Genomic DNA, 22,952 nt, shown 5'->3' on the forward strand with positions numbered 1-22,952 from the left:
GCGTTACATGCTGAAGCGCTCGCCGAGATAGACGCGCCGCACCCCTTCGTGGGCGACGATCTCGGCGGGGCGGCCCTCCATCAGCACCGCGCCGTCGTGCAGGATATAGGCGCGGTCGATGAGGTCCAGGGTCTCGCGCACATTGTGATCGGTGATCAGCACCCCGATGCCGCGATGCTTGAGGTGGGCCACCAGATCGCGGATGTCCGACACGGCGATGGGATCGATACCGGCCAGCGGCTCGTCCAGCAGGATGAAATGGGGGCGGCAGGCGAGTGCCCGGGCGATCTCGACGCGGCGGCGCTCGCCGCCCGACAGCGCCATGGCGGGCGCCCGGCGCAGATGGCTGATGGAGAACTCGGCCAGCAGGCTTTCCAGATCGTGCTGGCGGCGTTCGGCATCGGCCTCGACCACTTCCAGCACCGCCATGATGTTGCCCTCCACCGAAAGCCCCCGGAAGATGGAGGCTTCCTGCGGCAGGTAGCCGATGCCCAGCCGGGCGCGGCGGTACATGGGCAGATCGGTGATCTCGGTGCCGTCCAGCAGGATGGAGCCGACATCCGGATTGATCAGGCCGGTGATGCAGTAAAAGCAGGTGGTCTTGCCGGCGCCGTTGGGGCCCAGCAGGCCCACGGCCTCGCCCCGCTGCACCGAGATGGAGACGTCGCGCAGCACCGGGCGGCCCTTGAAGCTCTTGCCCAGGTTGCGGGCCACCAGACCGGGATTGTCGGCCACCAGGCGCGGCCCGGAGACGCTGGGGCTTCCGGCGGTAAAAGGCGAGGCTGGCTTGGTGCTTTTCATCGTCCCCCCGATCCGGATGCCGGCACGTTGCCGACAAACCCCGCCTTGCCCGGCGGCTCGCCCTTATCGCCCTTTTTCTGCGGAATGAACAGGCCCTGGACCCTCTGTCCGCTTTCGGCGGCGCCGGCGGCGGTGGGGAACAGCTTGCTGACCCCGGTGTTGAGGTTCACGTGCGCCCATCCCCCTTCCAGCTGGTTTCCGCCTTCGCGGCTGATCTTAACCGAACCGGTGACGGTGGCGATACCGGTTTCGGCGTCGTAATCGCCCCTCTCGCCGGTTACCGTCTCGGTCTTGGACTGGATCACCACATGGCCGTAGGCGTCGGCGCGCTGAAGTTCCAGGCCGTTGCCGTCGCCGCCCGATGACTGGCCGGGCTGGGCCGGCTTGGCGCCCGCCTTGGGGGCGGTGGCCGACTTGTCCTTGAAATGGGCGGTGAGCACGTCGCCCTTCAGCGTCTTCTCGCCCTGCTGGGTGGCGACGGCGTCGCCGCGCAGAACCGCCATCTTCTTCAGTTCCCAGTATTCCAGGCTGTCGGTGGCGGTGAAGGTGTCGGTGGGGGTGACCAGCTTGGCCGGCGCGCCCTTCAGCACGAAGATGGACTTGTCCAGGTCGTAGATGGCCTTGTGGCCGGTGGCGGTGTCGTTGGGCGAGCGGATCACCACGTTGCCGTCGGCGTCCAGGCGCCAGATCTCGTCGCCCTTGGGGCCCTTGCGGTAATGGGCGGTCAGCACGTCGGCGTCCACCGTCATGTTGCCGCGGATGGCATGCGCGTTGCCGCGCGCGATGACGCGCAGCTCCTCGGAATGCCATTCGATGCCGTTGTCGGCGTAGACCTGGATCTGCTGGTCGCCGGACTTGCTCATCTCGAAGCCCTGGGCCAGGGCGGAGCCGGGCAGGGCCGCCATCAGGGCGGCGGCGGCGATCAGCGGTATCAGAGCGGGCGGCTTCATCGGGTCTTGGCTCCCTTGCCCTGGCCCTTTCCCGGGGCCTTGTGGCTGACGGCGCGCAGGTTCAGCTGCGACTTGCCGGTGAAGGTGATGTCGTGGCGCTTGCCGGTGATCTCGAACCCGGCCGAGCGGATGGCGCCCTGCGGGCCGTGGCCTGCCACCGGCTCGAATCCCCGCGCCGCGTTGTTGGTCAGCTCCACCGTGGCGGTGGGGGTGTGAATCTCGTAGCCGCTGTCGTGGTAGAGGTTCACGCCGCCCGACAGGTCCAGCACCTTGGTGGATTGATGATAGATGCCGGCCACGGCATCCACCACGATATTGGCCCCCGAGGACGAGGTGAAGTCGGCCTTGGGATTGACCAGATGGATGAGGTCCTGGTTGCCGGGCTCCTGGGTGGCGGTGTCGGCGGTGACCGCGAAGGGGCGGTTGGACTCGTCGACGCCGAAATAGCGGGCGTTCTTCATCACCAGGGTGTCGACCGATTTGGGCGACAGGCTGGCGAAGCCCAGCTTGAAGCCGCTGTCCAGGCGCGACAGCTTGGGCCACACGACGACCAGGCCCAGCAGCAGGGCGGCCAAAGCGGGCAGGGCGATCTTCATCACCGAGACGAAATGGGTGTGGTCGGCGAAGGGGCCGCGGCGCGGCCCCCGCAGGTGCCGTCCGTTGGGGTGCCGCTGCTGGGGCGGCGCTGACCCGCTGTCGGCGTGCAGGCTCATGCCAGGCCGGCCCTCAGGCAGTCGTGGACGTGCAGCACGCCCACCGGGGTTGCGTCGCTTTCCACCACGAACAGGCTGGTGATGGACCGGGCGTTCATCTGGCGCAGCGCCTCGGCGGCCAGCAGGTTGGGCGGCACGGTGCGCGGCGAGGCGGTCATCACCTCCGCCGCCTTGGCGGTCAGGAGGTCGGGGCTCATATGGCGGCGCAAGTCGCCGTCGGTGAGAATGCCGACCAGCTTGCCGTCCGCATCGACCACGCCGGCGACCCCCAAGCTTTTCGCCGTCATCACCAGCAGCACGTCGGCCATGGCGACATCGGCGCCCACCAGGGGCAGGCCGTCGCCGCCATGCATCAGGTCCGAGACCTTGAGCAGGCGCTGGCCCAACTGGCCGCCGGGGTGGAAGACCTTGAAGTCGGCGGCGGTGAAGCCCTTGCGTTCCAGCAGGGTGACCGCCAGGGCGTCGCCCAGCGCCAGCATCATGGTGGTCGAGGTGGTCGGCGCCAGCCCCATGGGGCAGGCCTCGGGATTGGCGGGCAGCACCAGGGCGACGTCGGCGGCGGTGGCCAGCGTCGAGCCGTCCTTCGACGTGATGCCGATCAGCCCGATGCCGAAGCGCCTGGTATAGGCGATGATGTCGCCCAGTTCCGGCGTCTCGCCCGAATTGGACAGCGCCACCACGGCATCGTCGCGGGTCACCATGCCGAGATCGCCGTGGCTGGCCTCGGCCGGGTGGACGTAGAAGGCGGGGCAGCCGGTGGACGCCAGGGTGGCGGCGATCTTGCGCCCCACATGGCCGCTCTTGCCCATGCCGGTGACAATGACCCGTCCCGGCGCGCCCTCGATCAGGGTGACGGCCTTGAGGAAGGGGCCGTCGAGCGCCGCCGCCAGGGAATCCAGCGCGCGGGCCTCGGTGTCGAGAACCCGGCGGGCGGTGGCGAGGGCATCGGAATCGGCGGTCATTACTGCATCCGGTCAAACTGATCCGTTCCCCGCTCTTGGCGGCGAGGGTGCATAACTATACGCAACGGACCCATGACGGAAAGGCAAAACGAAGGCGGTTGGTCCGTTTCGTGCATTCCGGCCCGGTGGCTGAGGGGCTGACTTGGGTGGATACCCCTTCTTTACCCGTCATGGCCGGGCTTGACCCGGCCATCCTTGGACCCCCGGATCAAGTCCGGGGGTGACGGCAAGGAAAGGGCTGAAAAATCAATGCGAGAAGATGTCTTCCGCGTCCCAGCCGGCCAGATCCAGCTCGGCGCGGTCGGGCAGGAAGGCGAAGCAGGCCTCGGCCAGGGCGCGGCGGCCCTCGCGGTCCAGCAGGGTTTCGAAGCGCTCCTTCAGCTGGTGCAGGTAGAGCACGTCCGACGCGGCATAGGCCAGCTGGTCGGCGGAAAGCTCGGGCGCGCCCCAGTCCGAGCTTTGCTGCAGCTTGGACAGATCGACGCCCAGGAATTCCTTGCACAGCGTCTTGAGGCTGTGGCTCTCGGTGTTGGTCCGGGTGAGCCGCGAGGCGATCTTGGTGCAGAACACCGGATTGCAGCGCACGCCCAGGTAACGGCGCAGCATGGCCACGTCGAAGCGGGCGAAGTGGAACAGCTTGGTCACCGACTGATCCGACAGCATGCGGACCAGGTTGGGCGAATTCCACTCGGGCTTGGGATAGTGCACCACATGGGCGTCGCCGTCGCCGGCCGACAGCTGCACCACGCACAGGCGGTCGCGGCTCAGGTTGAGGCCCATGGTCTCGGAATCGATGGCGACCAGCTTGCCGAGGTCAAGGCCGTCGGGGAGATCGTTCTTGTGGTAGAAAACGGTCACGGAGCCGCTCCTTCTATTCCCCGGTTGGGGGAGGGCGGCTCCGCGTCCGATGTATCCATCAGCTAGACCGCGCCGCGGTTAAGAGATGGTGCCCAGGAGAAGACTCGAACTTCCACGACATCACTGCCACACGGACCTGAACCGTGCGCGTCTACCAATTCCGCCACCTGGGCAGGTAGCCCCCGGACCGCCTCAGCCGTCCGAGGCGCGAAGAAATATGCGAGGCGGCCGGCGGTGTCAACGATGTTTTTTCGCCCCAAACCGCTTTTTTGTTCGGACCCCCGCACCCTTTACACCCGGGCGGCTTATGGGCTAGCTTCCGACCCAAAGATTTAGCCTTGTTTTGGCTAGGGGGCGGCGCGAATGCCGCCGGACGATATGGAGGGACGGCATGGCGCGGCGCGTTGTCACGGTATTCGGCGGTTCGGGTTTCATCGGCAGGAACGTGGTCAAGCGTCTCGCCGCCCAGGGGTGGGTGGTGCGCGCCGCCGTGCGCGACCCCATCGCCGCCGAGTTCCTGAAGCCCATGGGCGATGTGGGACAGGTGACGCCGCTGCGCGCCGACATCACCGATTCCAAGTCGGTGGCCATGGCGGTGGCCGGGGTGGACGCGGTGGTCAACCTGGTGGGCATTCTCTACGAGAGCGGCCGGGCCACCTTCGATGCCATCCATGTGAAGGGCGCCGCCAATGTGGCCCAGGCTGCCAAGGCCGCCGGCGTCACCCGGCTGGTGCACATGTCGGCGCTGGGCGCGGACAAGAATTCCGATGCCGCCTACGCCCGGTCCAAGGCCGCCGGCGAAGAGGCGGTCACCGCCGCCTTCCCCGGCGCCTCTATCGTGCGGCCCTCGGTGGTGTTCGGCCCCGATGACGACTTCTTCAACCGCTTCGGCAAGCTGTCCATGGTATCGCCGGTGCTGCCGGTGTTCACCGGCGACGGCTTCAAGCCGGTGTGCAGCGAGGCGGGCTGCTCCATCGACCTGTTCGGGTCGGGCGGCCCCATCTTCCAGCCGGTCAGCGTCTCCGACGTGGCCCAGGCCATCGTCTCCATGCTCGAGGACCCCCGCCATGCGGGCAAGACCTTCGAACTGGGCGGGCCGCGCCGCTATTCCATGAAGGAAGTCATGGAACTGGTCAACGCCTCCACCGGCCGCGACCGCCTGCTGGTGCCGCTGCCCTTCGGCCTGGGCATGCTGCAGGCCACCTTCCTGCAGATGCTGCCCGCGCCGTTGCTGACCAAGGATCAGGTGCGGATGATGAAGGTGGACAACGTGGTCCGCGGCGGCAAGCCGGGCCTGACCGAGCTGGGCATCACGCCGACCTCGGCCGAGGCAATCCTGCCGCTTTACATGAAGCGCTACGGCAAGCAGCTGCCGCCCGGCCGCGATCAGGCGGCGTGACGCCGGAGCATTTCGGGAAATGATCAAGGGCCGCCTTGGGGCGGCCCTTTTTCTTGGCTTCAGGCCCTCAGCGCCTTGCGGGTCACCTGATTGCGCAGATCGGATGGCAATTGCTCCAGCAGCCGCAGCAGTGCGCCGACCCCGATGGGAACCCGGGACCGCCCGTCGGCCCAGCGCCACACGGTGGTGGGGGCGGGCTGCTGTTCGCCCAAATCGTCGAGCAGCCGGGCCAGGGCCGCCTGGGACAATCCCAGCCGCCGTAATGTCTCCGTGAACTCGTCGTCGGTCATGTCCGGTGCTCTCCCCAACCAGAGCGAGTGATACCCTCAGCCGGGGATGTAATGGGTAACTCCCCGGCACACCTACAGAATTGGCGGGGTATTACCACTCTGTCAACGGAACGAAGCGTGAATAAGTGAAAATGCTTATCGGTGGATCAGGTGTGATGGCGCCTTTTAGGTGTATATGCGTATGGGCATAAGCGGGCTCGGGTGCGCTAGGTCTTTTGGGCTGTCTTGCCGGCCAGGGGATGATGGGCGCGGACCAGCCGCGACGCCTCGTCGTCGATCAGGTGGGTGTAGATCTCGGTGGTGGCGATGTCGGCATGGCCCAGCATCTCCTGGACGCTCCTCAGGTCGGCGCCGCCGGCCAGCAGATGGCTGGCGAAGGAATGGCGCAGCACGTGGGGCGAGACCTTGGCGGGGTCCAGGCCGGCCTGGACCGCCACCCGGGCCAGCATCTTGGCGAAGCCGTCGCGGGTGAGGTGGCCGGTGGCCCCGAAGGATGGGAACAGCCAGCGCGACGGCCTGGACTTGGGCAGCATGGCCGCTCGTTCCGCCTTCCAGGCCGTCAAGGCGGCGCGAGCCGGGTCGGACAACGGCACCATGCGCTCCTTCGAGCCCTTGCCGCGCACGATCAGGACGGCGGGGTCGCGGGCCACGGCGGCCAGCGGCAGCGACACCAGTTCCGAGACCCGCAGCCCGGTGGCGTAGAGGGTCTCCAGCAGGGCGGTCATCAGGGTGGCGTCGCGGCCGTCCAGGGCGCGGGCGGCGTCCAGCAGGGCGGTCACCTCCTCCTTGCGCAGGTATTTGGGCAAAGGGCGGCCCAGGCGGGGCGCATCGACATTGGCGGTGGGGTCGTCGGGGCGCAGGCGCTCGGCGAAGGCGAAGCCGTAGAACTGCTTCAGGCAGGACAGCCGCCGGGCCTGGGTGCGGGCCGCCATGCCGATGTCGGCCTGGCGGGCGATATAGGCGGCGACGGCGTCATGGTCGGCGCGCAGGGGCGAGAGGTCCCGCCCGCTCAGGAACTCGGCGAAATCGGCCAGATCGCGGCCATAGGCGTCCAGCGTGTTGGGGCTGGCGCCCCGTTCGACCTGCATCATTTCGAGGAAGGCCTCGACGTGTCGGTCGAAGGCTTCGCTCATCCGCCGTTGGCCAGCACCGCTTCCAGGGCCAGTTCGCGGGCTTCGCGCTCGAACCCGGCCTGGCGCAGGAACACCACCACCCGGTTCAGGGTGTCGGGATCGGCGCTTTCCAGCCCCCCCTCGCCCAATGCTGCGACCGACAGCAGGGCGGTTTCGCCCCGGCGCGCCCCTTCGGCGGCGGCGCGCAGCAGCGCCTTCAGCGCCGGCTTCGGACCGGTGCCGGTGATGGTGCCGGTGGCATGGGTGATCCAGGCCGAGGCGGGGATGGGTTCGCCCACCGCCTGCAGCATGGACAGGGTGACCACGGTGCGGCGCTCGTTCGGTTGCGAGCCTTCCAGCCATGCGGCAAAGGACTCGGCGGGGCTGGAATCGAGGCCGACGCGGGCGATGCGGGCCAGGGGCCACAGCCCGGCGGCCAGCTTGGCGGCGGCCGGGTCGGTCTTGGCCAGGGCCAGCCAGTTGCCCGCCGCCTCGGACCGTCCCACGGCGTAAAGGGCGCGGGCCAGCATGGGAGCGGCCCCCGCCAGATCGGGAGCCGGCTTCAACTCGGCGATCAGCGGGGCATACAGCCGGGCGGTGGCGGCGAAGGCGTGGCGCTCGGCCGCCGCCATCAGGATGCGGGTGATCAGCTCGGCGCGGACGGTGGCGACCTGCTCGGCGCCGGTGGCGCGCAGCCACAGCACGCGGCCCCTGGGGCTCTTGTCGCCCTGGGTGGCGGCGGCCTGCTGCTCGGCCGGGGTCAGGGTGACCTCGGCCATGAGCTTGCGTAAGGACTCGGTGTCGAGGATGCCCAGCGCCTCGGCCCGCTCGGCGGCGGTGATCCGGTGGTCGGCGGCCATGCCGGGATTGTCGGCGATGGCGCGCAGCATGGAGGGCGGCGCGTTGGCGACGGTGTCGGCGGGCAGCGGCAGCTTGGCGGCCTTGAAGGCGGCCAGATGCAGCGGCGTGGGATTGGGCAGCTTGTCCACCTTGGCCGGCGGCGTGCCGCCCATGACCTCGGCTGCGGCGATGAAGGCGTGGTCGGCGTCCTTGCGCTCGCGCATCAGGTCCAGCGCCATGCCGGCTTCCAGGGTCTTGCCAGCCGAGAGTTGGCAGAACACCGACAGGCGCGCATCCAGCGGCGCCCCCTGGGCCAGGACGGCGGCCTCGGCGCAGGCGGACTTGGCATCGCCGGCCAGCAGGAAGGTATCGACCTTGAGGCGCGACAGCCCGGGCGAGGCCAGCGAGGCGGGGGCGGCCTTCAGCAGGGAGGCCAGGCCCTCGATCTCGCCCATGGCGAACAGCCGCTCGGCGCGCAGTTCCAGCAGCGACGGAGTCTGGCCGCGATTGCCCTCGGGGGCGGCGGCCGCCGACAGCAGCAGCCGGCGCGACAGGGAATGGGCGGCGCGAGAACCGGGGGCGGCGGGCAGGGCCGGCAGGATCTTGCGCACCAGGGCGGCGGAGGTGCCGTGCCACATGCCCATGCCCAGACCGCCGTGGCTTTCATCCAGCGCTCCCACCGAATCGGGGTCGGGGGCCTTCAGCTCCTCCACCTCGAAGCGGGGGCCGGGCTTGGCCGGGCCGCCGGGGAATTCGGTGGCGGTGCTGGTGGTGGAGTGGGGCGCAGGCAGGGCCTCGGCCTTGGGCGCCTCCGCCGGGGGTGGGGCCTCCAGATTGGGCGAGGTCAGGATCAGCGGCTTGCCCGGCTGCTGGGCCAGGGCGGCGGGCGCCAGAAGAACTGTGCCCAGGGCCAGGGCCAGGGCTTTAGCGCGGGAAGCGGGCATCCGGTACGACCTTCTCGATCTTCGCCGACGGGGGCGGCGGGTCCCAGGTGGACAGGAACAATCCGCCGCCGACGATCACCGCCAGCAGCAGGGCAACAAGAAGGCCGGCAATCTTGCTCATGGGAGACGGAAGACCTCTCGCGACAGCGACATTTCTGGACAGGACCGTGGGCGTGCGGCTAAAAGCGGCAGGGACGGCCCCATTGCGTTCGTGGGCGCAGTGTATCGGCCAAGACGGCGGGGATCAACGCCGGCTCAACGCTTTTTTCAAGGGAACGGGACCGACCGTGGATCAGGGCATGGCCGACGAACTGGCGAGACTGGCGCCGCTGCTGGACGGGCGCATCGGCCGGACCGTCGTGCTGGTCGGGCTGATGGGGGCGGGAAAGTCCTGCGTCGGCCGCCGCCTCGCCGCCCGGCTGGGCATGGATTTCCTCGATTCCGACGCCGAGTTCGAGGCCGCTTCGGGCAGCACCATCAGCGACTATTTCGCCCGCTTCGGCGAGCCCGCCTTCCGCGACGGCGAGCGCAAGGTGATCTCGCGCCTCCTCGACGGTCCCCCGGTGGTGCTGGCCACCGGCGGCGGCGCCTTCGTCGATCCCGCCACCCGCGAGCGTATCAAGCGCACCGGCACTTCGGTGTGGATCCGGGCCGACCTCGACCTGCTTCTGAAGCGCACGGTGGGCCGCGACCACCGGCCTTTGCTCAAGCAGGGCGACCCGCGCGAGATTCTCGGCCGGCTGATGGAGGCCCGCTATCCCATCTATGCCGAGGCCGACATCATCGTCGATTCCACCGACGAAGTCCCCGAGGCCACCGTGATCCGCGTCATGGAAGGTCTGATCAAGCATTTGAACTCGGAGAGCAAATGATGAGCGCCGCCCCTGAACAGGTCCTGGTCGAACTGGGCGAGCGCAGCTATCCCATCCATATCGGCCCCGGCATGCTGGACCGGGCGGGCGAGCTGATCAAGCCGAAGATGCGGGGCGGCCGCGCCCTGGTGGTCACCGATGCCAACGTGGCGCCGCTCTATCTCGAGCGGGTGCAGAAAAGCCTGGCCGAGGCCGGGGTGACCACCATGCACACCGTGGTGCCGGCCGGCGAGCAGACCAAGGACTTCAAGCATCTGGAAGCCCTGCTCGACGCCATGCTGGAGGCCCGGGCCGAACGCGGCGCCATGATCGTGGCCCTGGGCGGCGGCGTGATCGGCGACCTCACCGGCTTCGCCGCCTCGATCCTGCTGCGCGGCGTGGATTTCGTCCAGATCCCCACCACTCTGCTGTCCCAGGTGGATTCCTCGGTGGGCGGCAAGACCGGCATCAACACCCGTCAGGGCAAGAACCTGATCGGCTCGTTCTACCAGCCCCGCCTGGTGCTGGCCGACACGGCGGTGCTCGATTCCCTGCCCAAGCGCCAGGTGCTGGCCGGCTATGCCGAGGTGGTGAAATACGGCGTGATCGACGACGAGCCGTTTTTCGCCTGGCTGGAGGAGAACGGGCAAAAGGTCATCGACGGCGACATGGAGGCGCGGCGCCACGCCGTCGCGGTGTCCTGCCGCGCCAAGGCCCGCATCGTCGGTGCCGACGAGCGGGAAGGGGGCGTGCGCGCGCTCCTCAACCTCGGCCACACCTTCGGCCATGCGCTCGAGGCCGAGACCGGCTTCTCCGACGAGATGCTGCACGGCGAGGCCATCTCCATCGGCATGGTGATGGCGCTTCGCCTGTCGGCCCGGCTGGGTCTGGCGCCCGCCGCCGATGCCCTGCGGCTGGAACGTCACCTGAGTGCGGTGGGCCTGCCCGCCGCCCTGCCCAAGCCCCGGCTGTGGGCGGTGGACCGGCTGATCCACCACATGGCTGGCGACAAGAAGGTCAAGGACGGCAAGGTCACCTTCGTGCTGGCCAGGGGGATCGGCAAAAGCTTCCTCACCCGCGAGGTGCCGGAGGCTGAACTGGCGTCCATGCTGGCGGAGATGGCCGCCGGACGGTAAGGGGGGGACGGTGGGAATGGATCAGGGGACGCTTTTTCTCACCATTTCGGTGGTCGCCATCGTGGTGCTGCAGGCGGGCTCGGCGTTCTTCGCCGGCACCGAGACGGCGCTGACCGCCGTGTCGCGCCCGGTCATGCACCAGCTGGAACAGGACGGCAGCGTTCCCGCCAAGCGCGTCAACCGGCTGATCGACGCCCGCCAGCGCCTGATCGGCGCCTTGCTGATCGGCAATTCGCTCACCCACACCCTGTCCTCGTCGCTGGCCACCGGCCTGCTGGTCGGGCTGTTCGGCGACGTGGGCGTGGCCTATGCCTCGGCCGCCATGACGGTGATCATCGTGGTGTTCGGCGAGGTGCTGCCCAAGACCTACGCCATCTATCACGCCAACCGCGTGGCCCTGCTGTTCTCCGGCCCGGTCACCGCCGTGGTCTGGTTGCTGACCCCCTTCGTCCATGCCGTGGAACTGGTGGTCAAGGTGGTGTTCCGCCTGTTCGGCGCCAAATACGCCGCCGCCGTCAGCGTCGAGGCCTCCATGATGGAGCTGAAGGGCGCCATCGAGGTCCATGCCGGCGAGGAGGAAGTGCGCGAAGAGCGCCGCATGCTGCGCTCCATCCTGGAACTGGGCGACGTGGAGGTGGGGCAGGTGATGACCCATCGCCGCGGCGTGGTCACCGTGGATGCCGGGCTGCCCGCCGTCGAGATTCTGGAGCTGGTGGTGGGCTCGCCCTTCTCGCGCGTGCCCCTGTGGAAGGACGATCCCGACAACATCGTCGGCGTGGTCCACGCCAAGGACCTGCTGCGCGCCGTCCGCGCCCTGGAAGGCGAGATGGACAAGCTGGACGTGGTCGAACTGGCCTCGGCCCCCTGGTTCATACCCGATTCCACCACCCTGCTGGAGCAGTTGCAGGCCTTCCGGTCGCGGCGCGAGCATTTCGCCCTGGTGGTGGACGAGTACGGCACCCTGATGGGCGTGGTCACCCTGGAAGACATCCTGGAGGAGATCGTCGGCGACATCGCCGACGAGCACGATGTGACGGTGGCCGGCGTGCGGCCGCAATCGGACGGCTCCTACATCATCGACGGCTCGGTGACCATCCGCGACCTCAACCGGCAGTTCGAATGGCGGCTGCCCGATGGCGAGGCCTCCACCATCGCCGGGCTGGTCCTGCACGAGGCGCGGCAGATCCCCGACGTGGGCCAGGTGTTCCGCTTCTACGGCTTCCGCTTCGAGATCGCCCGGCGCCAGCGCAATCAGATCACCTCGCTCCGGGTGACGCCGCCTGTCCCGGCCGCCGGCGATTGAGTGACCCCGTTCACATCCCGTTAACTCCACATATGGTATTACAATCGGGTGACGGGGCCGATTTGTTGTCGACAAGCCGAGTCTCCGTTGGTTAAGGTTTTTGCGGGTTGTGATCGCGGACGGAGGAATCCACGTTGATTCGCTGCTTGAGCCGAGCACCGGAAGGCATTTCCGGACAGGGTCGCCCGCCGCAGGTGGGCCGCAGCATCCTCCGCCTCTCCCATCAGGGGTCTCTCGTGTCGAGAGGCCCTTTTTTGTTGCCCTCATTCCTTTCCCATTCCGAAGGAGTCCCAGATGGCCAAGCGCGCTACGCGGGTTGCCGCGTCGAAGAATGAGCCGGTGGTGTCGCTGTATCCCGCCGAGAAGGCCTGGAGCCCGCTGGGCGAGGACGACCGGAACCGCGACCAGAGCTATGTGCGCAAGGTCCGCCCGCAAAGCGACAACCAGCGCCAGCTGCTGCGGGCCATCACCGAGGGCAACCTGACCCTGGCGCTGGGGCCGGCGGGAACGGGAAAGACCTATCTGGCCATCTCGGCGGCGGTGGAAGCCTTCGAGGAAGGCAAGGTGGCGCGCATCATGCTGTCGCGCCCGGCGGTGGAGGCGGGGGAATCCCTGGGCTTCCTGCCCGGCGACCTGCAGGAGAAGCTGGCGCCTTATCTGCGGCCCCTCTACGACGCCCTGTCGGACCGCCTGGGCGGCAAGCGGCTGCGGGCATTGCTGGCCGACGGCTCCATCGAGATCGCCCCCATCGCCTATATGCGCGGCCGCACGCTCAACAACGCCTTCGTGGTCATCGACGAGGCGCAGAACTGCACCTACGGCCAGATCAAGATGCTGCTGACCCGCCTGGGCTGGCATTCCACCATGGTGCTGACCGGCGACCCCGACCAGAGCGACCTGCTGCCCGGCATGTCGGGGCTGGCCGACATCGCGGCCCGGCTGTCGGACCTGCCCGACGTGGCGGTGGTGCATCTGAACGAAAAGGACATCGTCCGTCACCCGCTGGTGGCCAGCATGCTGACGGTGCTGTAGCTGGCTGCGGAAAAACTCGTCTGCCACGCTATTTACTCGTCACCCCCGCGAAGGCGGGGGTCTATGTTGACGTAATTTGGCAGTGTCAACACAAGATGTGGTTGGCTGATACATGGATTCCCGCTTTCGCGGGAATGACGACTTCTTGGGACGAGTTTTTCCGCACCCTGTTAGACCCACTTTCGGCGGCGCCGAAGAATTTTGGCGGCCGGTGAGATCACCACAGAGACACAGCGTCCAGAGGAAAGCCGTTACCGGTGTGAGGCCATTCCTCACATGGAACAGAGCTTGTGCGGGCCGATGTCCAGGTGCAGGTGGTCGGCGTGCAGCTTGTTGTGGTTGGGCGTCAGCACCACGTTGAAATGCTCGCACGAGGCCCGGGCCACGGCCTGGAGGAACTCGCTCTTCTTGCCGGCGCCCTTCCAGTCCTTCTTCACCGAGATCATGGTGCCGTCGGCCAGTTCGAAGCCGCCGATGTCGATGGCCTGGCCCTTGCCGTGTTCCGACAGCCGCCCGCCGCGGCTGCCGCCCTCGCCCGAGGAGGCAACGGTGGTTTCGGTGCGGCGGTTGCGGCAGTCATAGGTTCCCATGTGATGAAGCCTGGCGACGCGCTGCCCGAGGATCCTCTGGGCGGCGGCCTGCACCACCTGGGTTTCGAAGCGATCGACCACCCGGGCCATGGAGCAGGACATCACGCCGGGGCGGTTCCAGCTGGTGCCGGAATCGGCGGTTACCTTGACGGGATTGGCGATGGAGCACGAACCGGGGCCGCCGACCGCCGCCTGCGGCTCGAAGGCCACACGGCGGTCGCGCAGATCCTTCAGGCAGGCGGAATCGGGATCGAGGATGGGCGGCGGCGGAGCGGGCCGGGGCGGCGGTGAGGAGCACGCGCCCAGCAAGGCCAAGGTCAGAACGGCGAAGACAAGACGTTTGGACAAGGGTCGCGGTTCCGCAGCGCTGGAATCCAATCATCTAGCGCAATTACGGCCGAAAAGTCACGGAATATCTCAAAAACCACCCGGAACCCGTTGTAAGTCTTAACGAGTGATTAACCGAGCTTCACCGCCGTGCCATTGGCCGAGACGATCAGCATGGTCTTGCCGTCGCCCGCCACCGTGTCGTAATCCAGATCGACGGCCACCACCGCGTCGGCGCCCAGTTGGGCGGCCTGGGCCTGCATGTCGGCCAGGGCCGCTTCCTTGGCCTGGCGCAGTACGGTTTCGTAGGCGCCCGAGCGGCCGCCGACGATGTCGCGCACGCTGGCCATCATGTCGCGGAAGATGTTGGTGCCCATGACCGCGTCGCCGCAGACGATGCCGAGATAGGCGGTGATGCGCTTGTCCTCGACGGAATCGGTGGTGGTGATGATCATGCTGCCCTCGTGCTCTTGACCCATAGGACCGAGGTCATCACACTCCGTCTTCCTTTGCCAGGAGAATTCGCCATGACCGAACAGCCCGTCCCCATCGGGGTCGTCACCATCTCGGACCGCGCCAGCCGGGGCATCTACGAGGACAAGGGCGGGCCGGCCATCATCGCCGAGATGAACCGCTTCCTGTCCACGCCCTGGCGTGCGGTGGCGCGCGTCATCGAGGACGAGCAGGCGCTGATCGAGGCGACCCTGAAGGAACTGGCCGACGTGGAGGGCTGCGCCCTGATCGTCACCACCGGGGGCACCGGCCCGGCGCCCCGCGACGTGACGCCCGAAGCCACCGAGGCGGTGTGCGACAAGATGATGCCGGGCTTCGGCGAACTGATGCGCTCGGAAAGCCTGAAGGTGGTGCCCACCGCCATCCTGTCGCGCCAGACGGCGGGGATCCGGGGCAAAAGCCTGATCATCAACCTGCCGGGCAAGCCCTCGGCCATCGCCGATTGCCTGAACGCGGTGATGCCGGCGGTGCCCTATTGCATCGACCTGATCGGCGGCCCCTTCATCGACACCGATCCGGCGGTGTGCAAGGCCTTCCGGCCCAAGGCCAAATAGGCAGGCGCTAGGCCGGGAAGGTCACCGACACCACCGTTCCCTCGTCCACGAAGATGTGGGAGCGGCCGCCCAGCTGGCGGGCCAGGGCGCGGATCAGGCCGATGCCGATGCCGCGTCCCGGCTTGTCGGGCATGCCCACGCCGTTGTCGCGCACCGTGAAGTGCCACTCGCCCGCCTCGCGCACCAGGGTGATCCAGATGGTGCCGCGCCGCCCGTCCGAGAAGGCGTGCTTCATGGCGTTGGACAGCACCTCGTTGGCCAGCATGCCCAGCGGCACGGCCCGTTCCAGGTCCAGCGTGCCTTCCACCTCCACCTCGACGGTGACGCCGCCGGGTGACGCGGAATAGGACCCGGCCAGCGCTTCGGCCAGCTTGCCGAAATAGGTGCCCAGATCCACGTTGGAGGCCAGGTTGCGTTCGTACAGGGTCTGGTGCACCAGGCCCATGGAGTGGATGCGGTCCAGCGCGTCCTTCAGCGTCGCCTTGACCTTCTCGTCGGTGACGTGCAGCGACTGCATGGTCAGCAACGAGGAGATGACCTGAAGGTTGTTCTTCACCCGGTGATGGACTTCCTGGAACAGCACGTCCTTTTCCGCCAGGGCGGTGGTCAGTTCGCGGGTGCGGCGCTCGCCGGTGGCCAGCAGCCGCGCCTCGTGCCGCAGGCTCTCGCCGGTGATGGCGGCCAGCACCAGAAGCAGCCCCATGGCCGTGGCGAACAGCAGCACGTTGCGCCTGGTGCGCACGCTCCATTCGCGAAGCGCCACCTCGATGGGGATGCCCGAGGTGACCACCATGTCCAGGTCCGGGAGGTTGCGGTAGGCCACCAACCGCTCGATTCCATCCACCACCGAGGTGGAGCGGTAGACGCCGGACGGCCCCTTGGCGAAGTGGGTGAACGGCGCCTTGGAGGTGTCGAAGCGGGTGAAGGTGGCGTCGGGCATGGGATAGCGCGCCACCAATCCGCCATCCAGGCGAGACACCAGGAAGATGGAGCCGGGTTCGGGCTGCAGGTCGCGGTAGAAATCGATGAAGTAGTCGGTCCTGATGGCGATCTGCGCCACGCCCATGGCGCGCCCCGCCGGGTCCGGGATGGCGCGGCTGAAGATGATCACCCGGCCCTGGTCGCCCCGCCCGGGCACCACGGCGCTCATCACCGTGCGGCCCGGCTGGGCCATGGCGACGGTGAAGTGGTCGCGGTGGGCGGCGTTGGCGGCGAACAGGCCGAGGCTGTCGTGGGCCAGCACCGGGTCGCCCCGCTCGTCGTGGATGGCGATGCCGATGCCGTAGGGCAGGTTGGACAGCACCGACGACAGCCATTGCTGCTCGTGGCGGGAATTCCTGAGGCTGGCCAGCGGACGATTGGCCACGTGGTCGCCGACCATGCCGAGATTGGCGTGGGCGGCGCCATGGGCCGCGCGGGTCTGGGATTCCACCAGCCGGGCAGACAGGCTGAGATTGGCGGTCCAGTCGGCCAGGGCCACCTCGCGGTCGAACCAGGTGAGCGTACCCAGCCCGGCCAGGCCGCCCAGAACCGCGATGGCGGTGATCAGGCCGAGCAGCAGCCGGGGCCGCGGCAGCCGCGACGGCCGGGAGGCGGCGTCCTTGTCCGTGCGGCCGGGATGGGAGATATCCACGCTGCCGCCGTTCATGCTCAGCCCGCCCGGCGCCGGCCGCCGGACGCCTCGGCCTCGTCGTCGAACAGGGAGGTCAGCTGGCGCATCATGGTGCCGCCCAGTTCCTCGGCGTCCATGATGGTGACGGCGCGGCGATAGTAGCGGGTGACGTCGTGGCCGATGCCGATGGCCACCAGTTCCACCGGCGAGCGGTTCTCGATATAGGCGATGACGTCGCGCAGATGCTTTTCCAGGGTGTTGCCGGGATTGGCCGACAGGGTCGAATCGTCCACCGGGGCGCCGTCCGAGATGACCATCAGGATGCGCCGCTGTTCCGATCGCGCGATCAGGCGTTCGTGCGCCCACATCAGCGCCTCGCCGTCGATGTTCTCCTTCAGGATGCCTTCCCTCAGCATCAGGCCCAGATTGCGCCGCACCCGGCGCCAGGGGGCGTCGGCCGCCTTGTAGACGATGTGGCGCAGGTCGTTGAGGCGTCCGGGATTGGCCGGCTTGCCCTCGGCCTGCCACTTCTCGCGTGCGCTGCCGCCCTTCCACGCCCGGGTGGTGAAGCCCAGCACCTCGACCTTGACGCCGCAGCGCTCCAGCGTGCGGGCCAGGATGTCGGCGCTCATGGCCGCCACGGTGATGGGCCGCCCGCGCATGGAGCCGGAATTGTCGATCAGCAGGCTGACCACGGTGTCGCGGAAATTGGTGTCCTTCTCGATCTTGAAGGACAGGGAATGCATGGGATTGGCGACGATGCGCGCCAGCCTGCCGGTGTCGAGCATGCCCTCTTCCAGGTCGAAATCCCAGTTGCGGGTCTGCTGCGCCATCAGCTTGCGCTGCAGCCGGTTGGCCAGTTTGGAGACCACGCCCTGCAGGTGGGAGAGCTGCTGGTCCAGCTGGCGGCGCAGGCGGCTCAGTTCCTCGGCTTCGCACAGATCCTCGGCGGTGACGATCTGGTCGAACTGGGTGGTGTAGGGCTTGTAGGGCCGGTCCTGCATGGCGGCGGAATTGGAGAGCTGCTCCTGGACCTGCTTGGACGGGCCGCCCGGCTCCTCGGTGCCGGTGCCGGTCAGCATCATCTCCTCGCCGTCGCCCTCGCCCTGGTCGTCGCCGCTGCCCTCGGACGAGCCCGGCGCCTGGGTGTCGCCCTCCTGCTGGGGGCCCTGGCCCTCCTGCTCGCCTTCCTTTTCCTGGCCGGCGCCCTGGGCCTCCTGCTCCTGTCCGTCTTGCTGCGAATTCTCGGATTCGTCGGCTTCCGACGGCTGGTCGGTGCCGAAATCCAGATCGTGCAGCAGCTTGTGCAGGCCCTTGGCGAAGGCCTCCTGGTCGCGCAGCAGGTCCTTGAGCGAATCGAGCGTCGGGCCGGCCTTGGCCCTGATCTCGTCACGCCACAGATCCACCGCGGCCCTGGCCGAGGGCGGCGGCTCCAACCCGGCGAAGATCTCGCGGGCGATCAGGCGCATGGCGTCGGCCAGGGGCACCTGCTCGCGCTTGACCGCACGGTCCAGGCCCTCGGCGCGGGCCTTGACCTCCAGCACCTCGGCGATGTTCATGGCGGCACCCGGCATCAGCCGCGCGCCTAAGGCCTCGACCCGGGCCTGTTCGACCATGTCGTAGATCTTGCGGGCGTCGGGCAATTGCGGCATGCGGCGCACGTGGACGGTGTCGTCGTGGTAGCGCAGCCGCAGCGCGATGGCGTCGGCGGTGCCGCGCAGCCGGGCCAGATCCGAGGCCAGGATGGTGCGCGGCGGCGCCGGCAGGCGGATTTCCGTGCCCCGCACGCTCCCGTTGCCGGCGGCATAGCCCACATCCAGCTCGGGCTGGCCGGACATGGCCTTCAGGGTGGCGGCGGTGGCGCGGCGGATGGTGTCGCCGATGCTTTCGCCCCTGGTGCCGTCCTTGCCCGTGGAATTCTGCTGCAAGATCTCTCCCCAGGCCCTTAGGCCAGCATGCGGGCCGGCCCCTCGGGCAGGTCCGCGCCGAAGCAGCGCTGGTAGTACTCGGCCAGGATGGGCCGTTCCACCTCGTCGCACTTGTTGAGGAAGGTCACGCGGAAGGCGTAGCCGTGGTCGGCGAAGATGCGGGTGTTCTCGGCCCAGGTGATCACCGTGCGCGGGCTCATCACCGTCGAGATGTCGCCGTTCATGAAGCCCTGGCGGGTGAGGTCGGCCAGCATGACCATCTTGGACACCACGTCGCGCCCTTCCGGCGTGTCGTATTCCTTGAGCTTGGCCACCACGATGGAGCATTCGTCGTCATGGGCCAGGTAGTTCAGCGTGGCGACGATGTTCCAGCGGTCCATCTGGCCCTGGTTGATCTGCTGGGTGCCGTGGTAGAGCCCCGTGGTGTCGCCCAGGCCCACCGTGTTGGCGGTGGCGAACAGGCGGAAGGCGGCGTGCGGCCGGATCACCCGGTTCTGGTCGAGAAGGGTCAGGCGGCCCTCCACCTCGAGGACGCGCTGGATCACGAACATCACGTCGGGGCGGCCGGCATCGTACTCGTCGAACACCAGGGCGCAGGGGTGCTGCAGCGCCCAGGGCAGCATGCCTTCGCGGAACTCGGTGATCTGCTTGCCGTCCTTGACCACGATGGCGTCCTTGCCGATCAGGTCGATGCGGCTGACATGGCTGTCCAGGTTGACGCGGATGCACGGCCAGTTGAGCCTTGCGGCCACCTGCTCGATATGGGTGGACTTGCCGGTGCCGTGATAGCCCTGGACCATGACGCGGCGGTTATAGGCGAAGCCCGCCAGGATGGCCTTGGTGGTGTCGGGATCGAAGCGGTAGGCCGGGTCCACGTCGGGCACGTGCTCGCTGCCCACCGAGAAGGCGGGGACCATCATGTCGATGTCGATGCCGAACACCTCGCGGGCGGACACCTGGGTATCGGGCATGGCGAGGGGATGGTCGGAGGCAAGCGGGCTTTGCGTCTTGGAGGTCATACTCTCGTCCTTGGGGGGCTGCTGCTTACAGGCTCAGGCTGAGCTTTAAGGTGTTGTAGGCGTGGTTGATGCGCTTGAAGCGCTCCTCGGAGTCCTTGTCGCCGTTGTTGGCGTCCGGGTGGTGCTGCTTGACCAGCTCCTTGTAGCGGGTCTTCAGCGTCTCGGCGGTGAGCGGCGGGGTGAGTTCGAGGACCGCCATGGCCTCTTCCTCCGGGGTGGGCACGCGGGCCTTGGGCCGCGCCTCCTCGGTGGCGGCATCCTCGAACACCTCGAAGGGGTCGTGGACGGTATAGGCGAACTTGCGCTTGGCGCCCTGGATGCCCAGCGGCCAGGTGGGGCGCTGCCAGGTGGTGTCTTTGCGGAGCTCGGCCTCGATCTCCTCGGCGCCCATGCCGGCATAGTAGTTCCAGGCGGAGTTGTACTCGCGCACATGCTCCAGGCAGAACCAGTAGTAATCGGTCAGCCGGTCGCGGGCCTGGGGGGCGCGGTATTCAGCTTCCAGCGCGCAGCCGGGATGGTCGCAGCGGCGGGTGGCCGGTTGCGCCGGAGTGGGGCCGAAGGCCGGCCGCCAGGATCTGCGGGCGTTGGTCGCTTTCATGGCAAGGCTCATAATGGAGGCTCGAAAGCGCCAAGGCAAGGCACGAGGGCAAATTGCCCCCTTGCCGAACGGCCTCTTGACGGCGGGGGGCAATGGCCCCAATTGGGGAGGGTTCAATCAGGCGAAAGGGCCAGGCTATGCAGGTGACACCGGTGATGCGCAAGAAGCTCGAGGACGGGCTGGCTCCGTCGCGTCTGGACATCATCGACGAATCCCACCGCCACGCGGGGCATGCCGGGCACAATCCCCAGGGCGAAAGCCATTTCCGTCTGGAAATCGTCTCCGAGGCCTTCGTGGGGAAAAGCCGGGTGGAGCGTCACCGCATGGTCAACGCCCTGCTGGCCGAGGAACTGGCCGGCCGGGTGCATGCCCTGGCGCTGACCACGCTCACCAGGGACGAGGAAGCCCGGCGGCTGTAGGGGGGGCAATGTCCGAGCCCCGCAAACGGTTTTGTCATCCCGAGGCGCAAGCCGAGGGATCTCCGTCTGGACCACTGGTGCCGGTTCTGAAAAGCCGTTCCAGGATGAGATCCCTCCACCCAAGGGCGTCGGGATGACAGGATGGAAGATCACTTCACCTTGACGTCCATCATCTCCAGGTTCCGGCGCGCCGTGTCGGCGGCGGAGCTTTCGGGCGCGGCGGCGATGGCCTTCATCCAGTCCTCGCGCGCGCCGGCTTGGTTGTCCTCCAGGCGGCGGATGATGCCGCGCTCCAACAGGGCGTCGGGAAAGGCCGGGTCCAGCACCAGGGCGCGGGCCAGGTCGTCCTTGGCCAGTTCCAGCCTGTCCAGGTAGCGGTAGGCCACGGCGCGCAGCACCATGGCCTCGATGCGGTTGGGCTGGGCCTTGAGCAAGGAGGTCAGCACGTCCACCACTTCGGCGTAATGGTTGGCCGAAGCCAGGGTCACCGCCTTGTCCAGCATCAGTTCGGGGTGGCCGGGCACCAGCTTCAGGGCGGTGTCCTGGGCGGCCAGGGCTTGCTGGGGTTTGCCGGCCAGCAGCCAGGCCTGCCCGGCCTGGGCCAGCATCTCGGCGCGCATGATCTCCTCGCGCCGGCTGGACGAGGCCAGGGCTTCCAGGCGCTTGGCCGCCTCCTCGTATTTGCCCAGCCCGATCAGGGCGACCGCCGCGCAATGGCGCGCCGGCTCGCCGCCGCCCAGCGACGCCCAGGCCAGCGCCTCCTCCCAGCCTTCCTCGGGCTTGGCGCGGGCCAGGTTCAGGCAGGTGCGGTATTCCATCTTGGAATCGATGGCCTGGGCCGGGGCGGAGGCGGGCAGCCACAGCAGCGGCAGGATCAGCAGGGGGATGGCGTATGGTCTCATGGGGCGGTAGTCTCGCCGATTGTGCGCATGGTGCAAGGGAAGAGAGATGGCCAAGCGATTTTTCCTGTTCGGGCTGGGCTTTTCCGGCCGGGTGATCGCCCGCCGGCTGGTCGAGGCGGGGTGGGAGGTCTGCGGCACCACGCGCTCGGGCGAGGCGGTGGACTGCCCCGGCGTGCGGATCCTGCCCTTCGACCGCGAGCATCCGCTGCCGCCCAATTGCCTGGACGGATTTGACGCGGTGCTGTGCTCGGTGCCGCCCGATGGCGACGGCGACCCGGTGCTCGACCGGATGGAAGGGGCCGTCCGGGCGGCCGCGCCCGCCTGGATCGGCTATCTGTCCACCACCGGGGTCTACGGCGATCACGGCGGCGCCCTGGTGGACGAGGACACGCCGCCCACTCCCGGCCTCGACCGCTCGCGCCGGCGGCTGGCCGCCGAGACGCGCTGGCGGGGGCTGGGCGCCCACATCTTCCGGCTGGCGGGGATCTACGGCCCCGGCCGCTCGGCGGTGGACAGCGTGCGCGCCGGCCAGGCCCGCCGGGTGGTCAAGCCCGGCCAGGTGTTCAGCCGCATCCATGTGGAGGATATCGCCGCCGCGGTATCGGCCTCGCTGGCCAATCCCCATCCCGGCGCCATCTACAATCTGTGCGACGACGACGCGGCGCCGCCCCAGGACGTCATCGCCCATGCCTGCGCCCTGCTCGGCGTGGAGCCGCCGCCGGAAATTCCCTGGGAGGAGGCGCGGGCGACCCTGTCGCCCATGGCGCTCAGCTTCTATGCCGACAACAAGCGGGTGGATAACGGGCGGATGAAGCGGGAGTTGGGCGTTCGCCTGCGCTACCCCACCTACCGCGAGGGGCTGCGGAGCTGCCTGTGATGCCAAATCCGGGGTATCGGCCCGGATTTGGCTTGGAGGCGAAGCCTATTTCGCCTTGTCGGCAGCCCCGGCGGCCGGAGCGGCCGCCACGGCCAGGGGCGATGCGGTGCGCACGGCCTTGGTCAGCGCCTTGCCGGCGGCGTAGGCGGGGTTGATATAGGGGCTGCGGCCATCGGTGACGCGCACCGGCTCCAGTCCCATGCCCTTGAGGCAGTCGTAGATTTCGCGAAGTTCCGCGGGTCCAAGCATTCCAAATCCTCGCCCAATTCCTTAGGTGCAGGCATCCCCTCGACAAACAGTCTGCACCGAATCGGGGGCGGAATGCGACAGGTTTTTGTGCGATGCAGCATAAATGCGGTTACCACTTACTTGCGTAAGCGGGGCATTGCGCGCAACAAAATTTCGGGTGGGGTGAAAAAAGT

General features: G+C 68.1%; 25 protein-coding genes and 1 tRNA gene. 8 read left to right on the top strand and 18 right to left on the bottom strand.

What is annotated here, in order from left to right; genetic code table 11:
• Positions 1–3: 3 nt before the first annotated feature.
• The 6 genes from lptB to WV31_RS15440 form a co-directional block, all read right to left on the bottom strand.
• Complete coding sequence (lptB, locus tag WV31_RS15415) at positions 4–801, bottom strand: LPS export ABC transporter ATP-binding protein (protein WP_085374402.1); 798 nt, start codon at positions 799–801, stop codon at positions 4–6.
• The gene (locus tag WV31_RS15420) at positions 798–1,751 is read right to left on the bottom strand and encodes an LptA/OstA family protein (RefSeq protein ID WP_085374403.1); all 954 of its coding nucleotides are present in this window, start codon (positions 1,749–1,751) and stop codon (positions 798–800) included. Before WV31_RS15420 ends, lptB begins: the two co-directional genes overlap by 4 nt.
• Positions 1,748–2,464: an LPS export ABC transporter periplasmic protein LptC gene (lptC, locus tag WV31_RS15425; protein WP_085374404.1), complete on the bottom strand. Its 717-nt coding sequence runs from the start codon at positions 2,462–2,464 to the stop codon at positions 1,748–1,750. The genes WV31_RS15420 and lptC overlap by 4 nt, the downstream gene beginning before the upstream one ends.
• Complete coding sequence (locus WV31_RS15430) at positions 2,461–3,426, bottom strand: KpsF/GutQ family sugar-phosphate isomerase (RefSeq protein ID WP_085374405.1); 966 nt, start codon at positions 3,424–3,426, stop codon at positions 2,461–2,463. Before WV31_RS15430 ends, lptC begins: the two co-directional genes overlap by 4 nt.
• 246 nt (positions 3,427–3,672) lie before the next feature.
• Positions 3,673–4,284 (bottom strand): ribonuclease D, encoded by a 612-nt coding sequence (locus tag WV31_RS15435; RefSeq protein ID WP_085374406.1) that lies wholly within the window; start codon positions 4,282–4,284, stop codon positions 3,673–3,675.
• A gap of 86 nt (positions 4,285–4,370) precedes the next feature.
• Positions 4,371–4,457, bottom strand: a tRNA-Leu gene (locus tag WV31_RS15440).
• Positions 4,458–4,675: 218 nt separating this feature from the next.
• Here WV31_RS15440 and WV31_RS15445 point away from each other — a divergent pair.
• Positions 4,676–5,683 (top strand): complex I NDUFA9 subunit family protein, encoded by a 1,008-nt coding sequence (locus tag WV31_RS15445; protein ID WP_085374407.1) that lies wholly within the window; start codon positions 4,676–4,678, stop codon positions 5,681–5,683.
• 59 nt (positions 5,684–5,742) lie between these two features.
• Here the strand turns inward: WV31_RS15445 and WV31_RS15450 are convergent, their stop codons facing one another.
• From WV31_RS15450 to WV31_RS22175, 4 genes are all read right to left on the bottom strand, one after another.
• The gene (locus WV31_RS15450) at positions 5,743–5,973 is read right to left on the bottom strand and encodes a hypothetical protein (RefSeq protein WP_085374408.1); all 231 of its coding nucleotides are present in this window, start codon (positions 5,971–5,973) and stop codon (positions 5,743–5,745) included.
• Between the two features lie 206 nt (positions 5,974–6,179).
• Positions 6,180–7,106 (bottom strand): site-specific tyrosine recombinase XerD, encoded by a 927-nt coding sequence (locus tag WV31_RS15455; RefSeq protein ID WP_085374409.1) that lies wholly within the window; start codon positions 7,104–7,106, stop codon positions 6,180–6,182.
• On the bottom strand, positions 7,103–8,869 hold the full coding sequence (locus WV31_RS15460) for an antifreeze protein (RefSeq protein WP_085374410.1): 1,767 nt from the start codon (positions 8,867–8,869) through the stop codon (positions 7,103–7,105). The genes WV31_RS15455 and WV31_RS15460 overlap by 4 nt, the downstream gene beginning before the upstream one ends.
• Entirely contained in the window at positions 8,850–8,990 is a 141-nt protein-coding gene (locus WV31_RS22175) for a hypothetical protein (RefSeq protein ID WP_168185960.1), read from the bottom strand. The genes WV31_RS15460 and WV31_RS22175 overlap by 20 nt, the downstream gene beginning before the upstream one ends.
• 178 nt (positions 8,991–9,168) lie before the next feature.
• Between WV31_RS22175 and WV31_RS15465 the strand changes: the two genes are divergently transcribed.
• The 4 genes from WV31_RS15465 (at position 9,169) to WV31_RS15480 (ending at position 13,191) form a co-directional block, all read left to right on the top strand.
• The gene (locus tag WV31_RS15465; RefSeq protein ID WP_085374411.1) at positions 9,169–9,741 is read left to right on the top strand and encodes a shikimate kinase; all 573 of its coding nucleotides are present in this window, start codon (positions 9,169–9,171) and stop codon (positions 9,739–9,741) included.
• Complete coding sequence (gene aroB, locus WV31_RS15470) at positions 9,741–10,856, top strand: 3-dehydroquinate synthase (RefSeq protein ID WP_145980979.1); 1,116 nt, start codon at positions 9,741–9,743, stop codon at positions 10,854–10,856. Before WV31_RS15465 ends, aroB begins: the two co-directional genes overlap by 1 nt.
• Positions 10,857–10,872: 16 nt before the next feature.
• Positions 10,873–12,159, top strand: coding sequence for an HlyC/CorC family transporter (locus tag WV31_RS15475; protein ID WP_085374413.1), 1,287 nt, complete (start codon positions 10,873–10,875; stop codon positions 12,157–12,159).
• Positions 12,160–12,453: 294 nt separating this feature from the next.
• Positions 12,454–13,191 carry a PhoH family protein gene (locus tag WV31_RS15480; protein ID WP_085374414.1) on the top strand — a complete coding sequence of 246 codons (738 nt, stop codon included), beginning with the start codon at positions 12,454–12,456 and terminating at the stop codon, positions 13,189–13,191.
• A gap of 272 nt (positions 13,192–13,463) precedes the next feature.
• On the opposite strand, the gene WV31_RS15485 is transcribed toward WV31_RS15480, so the two are convergent.
• Both WV31_RS15485 and WV31_RS15490 read right to left on the bottom strand, forming a co-directional pair.
• Entirely contained in the window at positions 13,464–14,129 is a 666-nt protein-coding gene (locus WV31_RS15485; protein WP_085374415.1) for an extensin family protein, read from the bottom strand.
• 110 nt (positions 14,130–14,239) lie between these two features.
• A complete protein-coding gene (locus WV31_RS15490) occupies positions 14,240–14,563 on the bottom strand; it encodes a YbjQ family protein (RefSeq protein ID WP_085375602.1) in 324 nt (107 codons plus the stop codon).
• A 72-nt stretch (positions 14,564–14,635) separates the two neighbouring features.
• On the opposite strand from WV31_RS15490, the gene mog reads away from it, so the two are divergent.
• Positions 14,636–15,175: a molybdopterin adenylyltransferase gene (gene mog, locus WV31_RS15495; RefSeq protein ID WP_085374416.1), complete on the top strand. Its 540-nt coding sequence runs from the start codon at positions 14,636–14,638 to the stop codon at positions 15,173–15,175.
• Between the two features lie 7 nt (positions 15,176–15,182).
• Here mog and WV31_RS15500 read toward each other — a convergent pair whose 3' ends face one another.
• From WV31_RS15500 to WV31_RS15515, 4 genes are read right to left on the bottom strand one after another with little or no spacing between them, the layout of a single operon-like run.
• A complete protein-coding gene (locus tag WV31_RS15500; protein ID WP_085374417.1) occupies positions 15,183–16,823 on the bottom strand; it encodes a sensor histidine kinase in 1,641 nt (546 codons plus the stop codon).
• A 2-nt stretch (positions 16,824–16,825) separates the two neighbouring features.
• Positions 16,826–18,715 (bottom strand): cobaltochelatase subunit CobT, encoded by a 1,890-nt coding sequence (gene cobT / locus WV31_RS15505; RefSeq protein WP_085374418.1) that lies wholly within the window; start codon positions 18,713–18,715, stop codon positions 16,826–16,828.
• Positions 18,716–18,732: 17 nt separating this feature from the next.
• A complete protein-coding gene (gene cobS / locus WV31_RS15510; RefSeq protein ID WP_085374419.1) occupies positions 18,733–19,734 on the bottom strand; it encodes a cobaltochelatase subunit CobS in 1,002 nt (333 codons plus the stop codon).
• A 25-nt stretch (positions 19,735–19,759) separates the two neighbouring features.
• Complete coding sequence (locus WV31_RS15515) at positions 19,760–20,344, bottom strand: J domain-containing protein (RefSeq protein WP_085374420.1); 585 nt, start codon at positions 20,342–20,344, stop codon at positions 19,760–19,762.
• Between the two features lie 143 nt (positions 20,345–20,487).
• Here WV31_RS15515 and WV31_RS15520 point away from each other — a divergent pair, with 143 nt between their 5' ends.
• Complete coding sequence (locus tag WV31_RS15520; protein ID WP_085375603.1) at positions 20,488–20,751, top strand: BolA family protein; 264 nt, start codon at positions 20,488–20,490, stop codon at positions 20,749–20,751.
• A 149-nt stretch (positions 20,752–20,900) separates the two neighbouring features.
• Here WV31_RS15520 and WV31_RS15525 read toward each other — a convergent pair whose 3' ends face one another.
• Positions 20,901–21,653, bottom strand: a complete 753-nt coding sequence (locus tag WV31_RS15525; protein WP_085374421.1) for a tetratricopeptide repeat protein — start codon at positions 21,651–21,653, stop codon at positions 20,901–20,903.
• Between the two features lie 46 nt (positions 21,654–21,699).
• On the opposite strand from WV31_RS15525, the gene WV31_RS15530 reads away from it, so the two are divergent.
• Complete coding sequence (locus WV31_RS15530) at positions 21,700–22,530, top strand: SDR family oxidoreductase (protein WP_085374422.1); 831 nt, start codon at positions 21,700–21,702, stop codon at positions 22,528–22,530.
• 45 nt (positions 22,531–22,575) lie between these two features.
• Here the strand turns inward: WV31_RS15530 and WV31_RS15535 are convergent, their stop codons facing one another.
• Positions 22,576–22,779 carry a hypothetical protein gene (locus tag WV31_RS15535; RefSeq protein ID WP_085374423.1) on the bottom strand — a complete coding sequence of 68 codons (204 nt, stop codon included), beginning with the start codon at positions 22,777–22,779 and terminating at the stop codon, positions 22,576–22,578.
• Positions 22,780–22,952: the final 173 nt, after the last annotated feature.

Source organism: Magnetospirillum sp. ME-1 (genome assembly GCF_002105535.1).
GTDB lineage: Bacteria > Pseudomonadota > Alphaproteobacteria > Rhodospirillales > Magnetospirillaceae > Phaeospirillum.